Origin of the sequence: Rhodovulum visakhapatnamense, from assembly GCF_004365965.1 — a bacterium.
GTDB lineage: Bacteria > Pseudomonadota > Alphaproteobacteria > Rhodobacterales > Rhodobacteraceae > Rhodovulum > Rhodovulum visakhapatnamense.
Genome location: NZ_SOEB01000049.1, coordinates 1 through 9,247 on the forward strand (window position 1 = coordinate 1; position 9,247 = coordinate 9,247).

The 9,247-nt window shown below is 64.7% G+C and carries 5 protein-coding genes; 1 reads left to right on the forward strand and 4 read right to left on the reverse strand.

Features of this window, described 5'->3' with window-relative positions; translation table 11 throughout:
• Window positions 1–222: 222 nt before the first annotated feature.
• From EV657_RS20600 to EV657_RS20610, 3 genes are all read right to left on the reverse strand, one after another.
• A complete protein-coding gene (locus EV657_RS20600) occupies window positions 223–1,149 on the reverse strand; it encodes a DUF2493 domain-containing protein (protein ID WP_134079695.1) in 927 nt (308 codons plus the stop codon).
• Window positions 1,150–1,495: 346 nt separating this feature from the next.
• On the reverse strand, window positions 1,496–2,542 hold the full coding sequence (locus EV657_RS20605) for a DUF7146 domain-containing protein (protein WP_134079697.1): 1,047 nt from the start codon (window positions 2,540–2,542) through the stop codon (window positions 1,496–1,498).
• On the reverse strand, window positions 2,542–6,876 hold the full coding sequence (locus tag EV657_RS20610; protein WP_134079699.1) for a strawberry notch-like NTP hydrolase domain-containing protein: 4,335 nt from the start codon (window positions 6,874–6,876) through the stop codon (window positions 2,542–2,544). The genes EV657_RS20605 and EV657_RS20610 overlap by 1 nt, the downstream gene beginning before the upstream one ends.
• A gap of 231 nt (window positions 6,877–7,107) precedes the next feature.
• Here EV657_RS20610 and EV657_RS20615 point away from each other — a divergent pair, with 231 nt between their 5' ends.
• Complete coding sequence (locus EV657_RS20615; protein ID WP_134079700.1) at window positions 7,108–8,652, forward strand: Fic family protein; 1,545 nt, start codon at window positions 7,108–7,110, stop codon at window positions 8,650–8,652.
• Window positions 8,653–8,664: 12 nt separating this feature from the next.
• Here the strand turns inward: EV657_RS20615 and EV657_RS20620 are convergent, their stop codons facing one another.
• A complete protein-coding gene (locus EV657_RS20620; RefSeq protein WP_481883017.1) occupies window positions 8,665–9,153 on the reverse strand; it encodes an antitoxin of toxin-antitoxin stability system in 489 nt (162 codons plus the stop codon).
• Window positions 9,154–9,247: the final 94 nt, after the last annotated feature.

Consider the following 9,247-nt stretch of genomic DNA (forward strand, 5'->3'; position numbering starts at 1 on the left):
GACATAAGATCTCGTGCCAAGCTGGTCTCCATCGCAGATGCCAGCTTGAATCATACCCTACGCACGAGCGGAATCCCTTTTGTCAACACGACCTAGCCGCAAACTGCCAGTCTGGATCCGGCCCCGAAGCGGCCGTTCATTAACTCTGCGGCGAATGACCGGATTTCCGCCCACCGTAACGTATGCAGGAAGCTGCGCGGCCATTTTGAATAGGTGCAGCGCTCACGCGCTGCCCTCCGCGAGCCGGTAGACCGGGATGCCCATCTTGCGGGCCTTGTCGGCGAGGTTTTCCTGAATGCCGGTTCCGGGGAAGACGATGACCCCGATCGGCATCGTGTCGAGCATCCGGCCGTTGCGCTTGAAGGGCGCGGCCTTGGCGTGTCTCGTCCAGTCCGGCTTGAAGGCGACCTGCGCGACCTTGCGGTTGTCGGCCCAAGTGGCCGCGATGCGTTCCGCCCCTTTCGGCGAACCTCCGTGCAGGAGCACCATGTCGGGGTGTTTGGCATGGACCTGATCGAGCCTGTCCCAGATCAGCCGGTGATCGGTGGTATCTCCGCCCGAGAAAGCGATCTTCGGCCCTGCGGGTAAGAGCACCTCATTGTCGGCCCGTTGCTTGGCGGCGAGAAAATCTCGGCTATCGATCATGGCCGAGGTCATCTGGCGATGGTTGACCCGTGATCCGGAGCGCGGCGACCAGGGCGCGCCTGTGGTGCGCAGGAAGAGGTCGGCGGCAGTGTCGCGGAAGGTCTCCATGCTGTCGCGGCGCTCGATCAGGTTTTGTCCGATGCCGATCAGGGTCTCCAGCTGGACAGATTTCACCTCGCTTCCGTCCTGTTCGCGCTGAAGGCGCTTCTGGGCCTGCTCGTTATCGTCGAGTTTGCGTTCGATCCGCTCGACGGCGCGGTGGAAGGTATTGACGGTGGACCACATGATCTCGTCGAGGTCGAAATCGAGGCTGGTGTCGGCCATGGTGGAGATCAGGGCATCGAAGATGTCGGCAACCGCGCCCTGGATGGCGGTATCCTCGGGCGTGATTCGAGGATCGGCCTCGCCCTCGGCGGGATGGTAGCCATAGAGTTCGAGCGCTTCGATGACATGGCCGGTGGGAGACGTGCTGTGATCGGGTTCGAATTCGTCATGGGCATGCATGGGATGTGTCCTTCGGCTGGACCGCGACCGTCGCGGCCTTCATGGCGACGACAAGCCCACGGGCGCTCCGGCCTGGCAGTCCGAGCCCTTTGGCTCAGGACCTTGATGGCAAAGCCCGGCTGATTTGCTTCGCGCTGTAAAGGCGGGGGAGACGGGGTCCCCACGCGACCTGTCGCGTGGGGTGGCGGGCCGCCGACGGAAATCAGTCGGGCGCCGCCATTGCCGGGCCGGAGCGTTTGTGGGCCGCTCGCCCTCTCAAGAAGGCCAAGGCGCGGTCCCCTTGCCGAGGTGCCGCAACCCCTTGCCCATGGCGGGATCGGTTATCCCCGATCACGGCCCTCTCTGGCTATGTCGCAAGCGCCATAAAGCGGCTGACGTCCTCGGGGGCAATCTGCACCCGGATCTGCGCCCGAAACGCCTCCAGGCCGAAGCTGACGAGATCGTCGTTGAAATCTCCCAGCATGGGCGAAAGCGTAATGGCCTCGACCCCGGCACCAATGGCCCGGTCCACCAGGTTGTCCCGCGCGGCGTTACCTGCCGGATCGTTGTCGCGGACAATATAGAGCCTGCGCAGATGCGGCGAGAACTGGATGGCGGAGAGATGCCCGGCTGAAAGTGCGGAGGCCATCGGCAGGAACGGCAATGCCTGCCGCAGCGAGAGGATGGTCTCGATCCCCTCGCCTGCCGCCATGACATCCTGCGCCTTGCCAAACCGGACGGCGTTTCCGAGCAGGTCTCCCATTGCCTTTCTCGGCGGATCGAGCGGCGCCTTGCCGGAGCCGTCGCGGATGAGCCAAGTGCGATGCGCGCCGGTGATCCTGCCATCGAGGTCGGTCACCGCGGCAATCATGGCGGGCCATGCCTCTGTCGGCCCATCCCCCTCGGGTCGCCAGTAGCAGCTCGGATGGAAGTGCAGATTTGCGGTTCCGCGTAAATCCGTAATGCCGCGTCCGCGTAAATACGTCTCCGCGAGGCTGTCGATCAATGGCCGGGTCATGTGCCAGAGGCGGCGTGCCGCTTCGGACGATCCGGATGGTACCGGCGGTGTTCGGAACTTGCGGGACTGTGGCTCCGGTTCGGGATGCGGCAGGCTGAGGAAGCGGCGGGCTTCCTCGGCAACGTCAGCAAAATCGATAAGGCCGAGGCTTTCGCCGATCACGTCGAGCAGATCGCCATGTTCCCCGCTCTGCGCATCGGTCCATTTGCCGGCCGCGCCCTTGCCCGATTCCGGCCCGGTCAGACGGACGAACATGGAGCGGCCGGGACTGTTCTGCACATCGCCGACCTGCCAGTAATTGCCCTGTTTGCGCCCGTTCGAGAGATAGTGGCGGCAAACAGCCTCGGCCTCTCGGCCGAGACGCTGCGCCAGCTCGGAAGCGTTGAGACGTGCCATCATGCAGCCTCCCGCTCGGAGATGCGCTCGACCGGGAAATGGTCGAGCAGTCTGCCGATGATCTCCGGCCCGGCTTCCCCGACCGGCACAAAGAAGCGAAGTTTCCAGGAAATGATCTCGCTGAAGAGCCCATAGGCGCGCAGCCGATCGCGCATGGTATCGGCGAAGCCGGTGAGCTCGATCCGGTTCGCGCCCATGACACGGGACCGGCGTAGTTGTAGTCCCTCGGCCAAATCGAAGATCGTCCGGCCCTCGATGAGTGCCGTGTAGGCCTCGTCCGGCGTGATGGTGGTTGCGACGCCGCTGGTAGCGGCATTTGCTGCCCATGCGGGCGAGACACGGCGACCAATGATGCGCTCGCCCTCGTCGGTCTGGAGCCGATAGACCCGGGAGGTCTCCTGTGGCAGCCGCTTCCAGATCGGCAGCAGAAGCCCGGTCACCATGTACAGGATGCTGTCGGTGAACTCCGGCACTTCCTCCAGCTCCGAGTTCCAGGCCGTGGCGAAGTCGGCATGGTCGGCCTCGATCCAGTGGGTTTCGCCCATCGCCCGTACCGGAATGTTCATCGCCTCCATGGGCCGGATCAGCCGGACGCGGCGCTCGATCTCGCCATCATCCAGCATCACGCTGGTGGTCGGGATCTGCACGGCGGCACGACCGGACCGCTCGTTGATGAGCAATCTTGCGCGGGGATCATCCTGTTCCGCCAAGGCCGCATCCAGCGTGATGGGCTGATTTCGCTTGCGCTCGGTGAGCGTCAGGAGCCGGGTTTCCGCACCGGTGTCCGGATGGGTGTGGATCAGCTGCCGGTCGGCAACGACGAAGCTCTCCGCGCGCAGCGTCTCCAGCCCCATGTCATAGGTGCCGGATGCAATGGCCCCGTCGATCCGCGCCTGCAGAAGCTGCTCGAAGGCCGAGAACAGGATGCCCTGCAACTCGATGGTCAGCGCCAGCAGTCGGTTGAGGAAAGTGGTGATCGGCGGCAGATCGTCCTTGATGCCGTTCGCGTCCATCAGCTTCAGGCCGGTGGCGGATTCAAACCTTTCAAGCGAGCAGCCCTCGACCTTGCCGCGCACGATCAGCAGATAGAGCTGGCGCAACGCATCGCGGGCATAGGCGGATTCCAGATTGTCCTCGGGCCGGAACAGGCCTTGGCCGCCGGTCTGGCGCTGCCCGCGCGTGATCGCACCCAGCGTGTCGAGACGACGGGCGATCGTGCTGAGGAACCGTTTCTCGGCCTTCACATCCGTGGCGATGGGTCGGAACAGCGGCGGCTGCGCCTGATTGGTGCGGTTGGTGCGCCCGAGCCCCTGAATGGCTGCATCGGCCTTCCAGCCCGGCTCCAGCAGGTAGTGCACCCGCAGGCGCTGGTTCCGCGCCAAAAGGTCCGCATGATAGCTGCGCCCGGTGCCCCCCGCATCCGAGAAGACCAGAATGCGCTTCTGGTCATCCATGAAGGCCGAAGTCTCGGCAAGGTTGGCGGAGGGCGCGCGGTTCTCGACGACCAGGCGGGCCGATGCGCCTTCGCCCTTGCACACGATGCGCCGGGATCGCCCCGTGACCTCCGCCACCACATCCGTGCCGAAGCGCTGGACGATCTGGTCGAGCGCGCCTGGAACCGGCGGCAACGAGCCGAGCTGTTCGAGCATCTCGTCGCGCCGGGCCACGGCTTCGCGACTCTCGACCGGCTGACCATCCCGGAACACCGGCCGTGACGAAAGATTGCCCTCGCTGTCGGTGAAGGGCTCATAGAGCTGCACCGGGAAGGAATGCTGCAAATACGAGCCGACATATTCCCGAGGCGTGACGTCGACGGAGATGTCGTTCCATTCGTCGGTGGGGATCTCGGCCAGTCGCCGTTCCATCAGTGCCTCGCCGGTCGAGACAATCTGGATGACGACCGCATGGCCGGCCGCCAGATCGGCATCGATCGAGCGGATCAGCGTCGGGGTTTTCATCGAGGTCAGCAGATGGCCGAAGAAGCGCTGCTTGGTGCTCTCGAAGGCCGAGCGCGCTGCGGATTTGGCCTGCCGATTCAGCGTCGACCCACCAGATTCTGGGCTGCCGGTGACATTGGCCGCTTCCATCGCCGCGTCCAGGTTCCCATGGATCACGGCGAACGCCGCAGCGTAAGCGTCATAGATGCGGCGCTGCTCGTCGGTGAGCTTGTGCTCGACCAGCTCGTATTCGACGCCGTCATAAGAAAGCGAGCGCGCGGTATAGAGGCCGAGAGAGCGCAGGTCGCGGGCCAGAACCTCCATCGCCGCCACACCGCCGGCCTCGATCGCCTCGACAAATTCAGCGCGGGTCTGGAAAGGAAAATGCTCACCGCCCCAGAGACCGAGCCGCTGCGCGTAGGCTAGATTGTGGACCGTGGTGGCGCCGGTTGCGGAGACATAGACCACGCGGGCATCGGGCAGCGCGTGCTGAAGCCGCAGGCCCGCGCGTCCCTGCTGCGAAGCGGCGATATCGCCGCGGTCTCCCTTGCCGCCACCGGCATTCTGCATCGCATGGCTCTCGTCGAAGATGATGACCCCATCGAAGTCGGATCCCAACCATTCGACGATCTGCTTGACGCGCGAAACCTTCTCGCCGCGCTCATCGGAGCGTAGCGTGGCATAGGTGGTGAACAGGATGCCTTCCGACAGCGTGATCGGCTTGCCCTGCGGGAAGCGCGACAGCGGCATGACCAGCAGTCGTTCCATGCCGAGCGCCGACCAGTCGCGCTGCGCATCCTCGATCAACTTGTCGGACTTGCTGATCCAGACCGCCTTGCGCCGTCCGCGCAGCCAGTTGTCGAGGATGATCCCGGCCGACTGACGGCCCTTGCCGGCGCCGGTGCCGTCACCGAGCATGAAGCCCCGGCGAAAGCGAACTGCGTCGGCGGCGCCTTCGGCAGCGGCGCTCACGTTGTTGAAATGCTCGTCCACGGTCCATGCACTGGCGAGATGATCGGCATGGGCTTCCCCGGCATAGATCACCGTTTCGAGCTGGGCGTCCGACAGACGCGCGCAGATGTCGGCGGGCAGCATGGGCCGGTAGGAAGGCTTCGGCGGTGCGACCGAGGCCATGGCTGCGGATTGCACCAGCTTGGTCGGATGCGGCTGCGCGCCAGCAATGCGCAGCGATTGCAGCGCATATTCCTCATAGATGGCATCGGACAGGCGAGCGCCTTCCGGTGGCGTCCAGTCCACGGTCTCATAGGCGAGTTCGACGCCCTCGGGATCGTTGGCGGGAGCAGCAGCAGGCCGAGCAGCTGCCGCCCGGGCCAGATAGCCGCGCACGGTTTTCGGCGCGGCGGTCGAAGCAGGCATCGCGATCTTCGGCAAGGAGACAGGCGAACGCTGAGGAACATGCGCCTCGATCCATCCGATGAGCGTGGCAACATCAGGTGCGATCCCCGGTGATGCCGGAAAACTCGCCGGATCGTCGGCGGGCAATTTATCGATCACGGTCAGCCGCGTGTCGATCGTGGTGCCGTGCTTTGCATAGACCGCACCACCGACGGCGGCGGTGAACTCCACACGGCCACGCGCCTGCAAGCGGATGAATGCGTCCCGCCATGCCGGAGCTTCGGGGCCAAAGCCTGCACCGGTGATCGTCACCAGCCGACCGCCGGGAGCAAGGCGGGCCAGTGCCGAGGCAACATGGCGGTAGGCCGCATCAGCGACGCGCCCGCTGACATTGGCCATGACCGAGAATGGCGGGTTCATCAACGCCACGGAAGGCACCGCATCCTTGACCAGATGATCGTCGATCTGGGCGGCGTCGAACCGGGTGACGGCAAAGGCCGGAAAGAGCTGACCGAGAAGATCGGCGCGGGTATCGGCGAGTTCGTTGAGGATCAGCGAGCCGCCAGCAGCTTGCGCCAGGATCGCCATCAGGCCGGTGCCGGCCGAGGGCTCCAGCACCACATCGTCCGGCGTGATCGCGGCCGCCGCCAGCGCGGCAAGGCCGAGAGGCAGAGGCGTGCTGAACTGCTGGAAGCTCTGGCTTTCTTCGGAGCGGCGGGTCTGCGTCGGCAACAACCCCGCGATCTTCGCCAGCAGATTGAGCCGCGAAACCGGAGATGCGGCTTTGCGGAAAAGTGTCTTTCCGTATTTGCGCAGGAACAGAACCGTGGCGACCTCGCAAGCCTCGTAGGCCAGTTTCCAGTCCCAGACGCCGGTGACGTCGGACGCACCGAAGGCGGTTTCCATCGCACCGCGCAGGATCGCAGCATCGACGCGCTGACCGCGTTCGAGATGGGGAAGGATGAGATTGGCGGCAGCCAGAATCGCGGGCGCGGCCGCCAGCGGCGTGACCGGATCGGTCACGGGGGACGAGATGTTCATGTCGGAGATCCTCGGAGAGCGGGAGGGACAAGCCCGGACGGCGCTCTCTCAACCGCCGGGACTCAACCCGTCCCGGCCCCTCTCTGACTCGGCACCTCATGCCCCATCACCTCGCAGACCCGAGGACGACAGCGCTCCGCCATCAACTTTCGCGAGGGCTCATTGATTGCAATCGATATTCATGAGATACACAAATTTGAAACCAATCATCAGGGCCGAGATCTGAATTTCATGGAGCAGGCGCAAAGGAATCCGTTTTCAGGCGCCGTAACCGTTTTTCACGAGCGCTGGCTCCCCGAGGAGGCCACTCCTGCGGGCTATGCTGCGCTGATCGATGCCTATGCGCTCGCAACGCCCCTGCCCCGGACACTTTCCGCCATTGGCCCACGTCACAAGGTCTACGAGGCCGACGGCTGGCGCCTCTACACGCCCCGCCATGAACCCGAGGCGAGCCTCATCGGTCACCTGACCTTCGCGCTGCGCTATGAGGGGCTGGATCTGGCAGTTCTCAAGCAACTGTTCAAGGCAACCGGACCGGGGCAGATCCAGGCCATTGTCGAGGCTGCCCCGACGGGCAGCTACGCGCGCAGGATCTGGTTCCTCTATGAGTGGCTCCTCGGCGAGGAATTGGATCTGCCCGACGCCACGCGCGGCAATTATGCGCCCGTGGTCGATGCCAAGCTCCAATGGGACGCAGAGGGCGCCCCCTCGCCGCGCCACCGGGTCCGCAACAACCTGCCCGGCACCCCGGAATTCTGCCCGATGATCTTCCGCACTCCGGCAATCGAGGCCTTCATCGCCCGCGATCTGGCAGCCGAGGCCCGCGCGGTGCTGGCCGAGGTGCCCGCCGATCTGCTGGCGCGCACGGCGGCCTTCCTGCTGCTCAAGGATTCACGGTCGAGTTTCCAGATCGAAGGCGAGAACCCGCCCCAGGATCGCATCCGGCGCTGGGGCCAGATCATCGGTGACGCCGGGCGGCATCTAATCGACCGGGCAGAACTCGAGCGCCTGCAACGCATCGTCATCGGCGATGCCCGCTTCGTCCATCTGGGCCTGCGGCAGGAGGGCGGCTTCATTGGCGAGCACGACCGCGCAACCGGCGCCCCCCTGCCCGATCACGTCAGCGCCCGGCATGAAGACCTGCCCGCGCTGATCGCCGGGCTCGAAGCGTTCGACCGCACTATCGCCCCGGGGCTCGACCCTGTTCTGGCGGCTGCCGGCCTCGCCTTCGGCTTCGTCTATATCCACCCGTTCGAGGACGGTAACGGGCGCCTCCATCGCTACCTGATCCACCACGTGCTTGCTGCACGCGGCTTCAATCCGCCTGGGCTGGTCTTCCCGGTGTCGGCGGTGATCCTCGAACGGATCGAGGCTTACCGGCAGGTGCTCGAGAGCTATTCGCGTCGACTGCTGCCCCATGTCAGCTGGCGCCCAACCGATCGCGGGAACGTCGAGGTTCTGAACGACACCGGCGATTTCTATCGCTTCTTCGATGCCACGCCCCATGCCGAATTCCTCTTCGCCTGCGTGGCCCAGACAATCGACCATGACCTGCCAGCAGAGACCCGGTTCCTGCGTGCCTATGACGGGTTCAAGTCCCGCGTCTCGGGCCTGATCGACATGCCGGACCGCGTGCTCGACCTGCTGTTTCGCTTCCTGCACCAGAACGGTGGCAGGCTTTCCGGACGCGCCAGAGCGAAGGAATTCGCCTCTCTGACCGACGCGGAGGCCGACCGGATCGAAGCTATCTATGCGGAGTTGCGGGAGGAGTTCTGAGGCCGAACCTCCTCACTCAAACCGTTGGCCGGCTTCGGTGAAGATGTAACCGTTGGTGATGATAGTCTCATCGACGACGTCATCCGACGACAGATAGTCAAACTCGCGCTCGAGCTGGCGGTAGAGCCAGCGAGCCAGATCGCGCAACGCCTCGATAACCACCTCCTCGGCGTCGGCGGTCATGTCCTGCCAGCTCGGGCTGTCACGCTCGACCGAGATCGCCATGCAATACTCATGGTAATAATGGCCGCGATGGGCGGCCTCGGCGCGTAGCTGATAGAAATTACGCCGCTGAACCGCCTGCAGGGCATCGGCGATGCGGTGCAGCTCGGTGTCCTGCGGCGCATACTCCCGGATCAGGCGCGGCGCGCCCTTGCGGTAGGCATAGAAAGTTTCGAAGCACGCGCCATCGCCCTGGCTCCAGAAGCCCCGGAACCAGATGCAGGGGTCTTGCCGTGTGCCGCCGCCCATCAACCGGACGGTTCGGGTCTTGAGGTTCAGCCCTAGGTCGTGTTGACAAAAGGGATTCCGCTCGTGCGTAGGGCATGATTCAAGGTGGCATCTGCGATGGAGACCAGCTTGGCACGAGATCTTA

Excerpts from the sequence above, each read along its gene's own strand:
- EV657_RS20600 (WP_134079695.1), bottom strand. The coding sequence starts at position 1,149 with ATGCATGCCCATGACGAATTCGAACCCGATCACAGCACGTCTCCCACC.
- EV657_RS20610 (WP_134079699.1), bottom strand. The coding sequence starts at position 6,876 with ATGAACATCTCGTCCCCCGTGACCGATCCGGTCACGCCGCTGGCGGCC.
- EV657_RS20615 (WP_134079700.1), top strand. The coding sequence starts at position 7,108 with ATGGAGCAGGCGCAAAGGAATCCGTTTTCAGGCGCCGTAACCGTTTTT.
- EV657_RS20605 (WP_134079697.1), bottom strand. The coding sequence starts at position 2,542 with ATGGCACGTCTCAACGCTTCCGAGCTGGCGCAGCGTCTCGGCCGAGAG.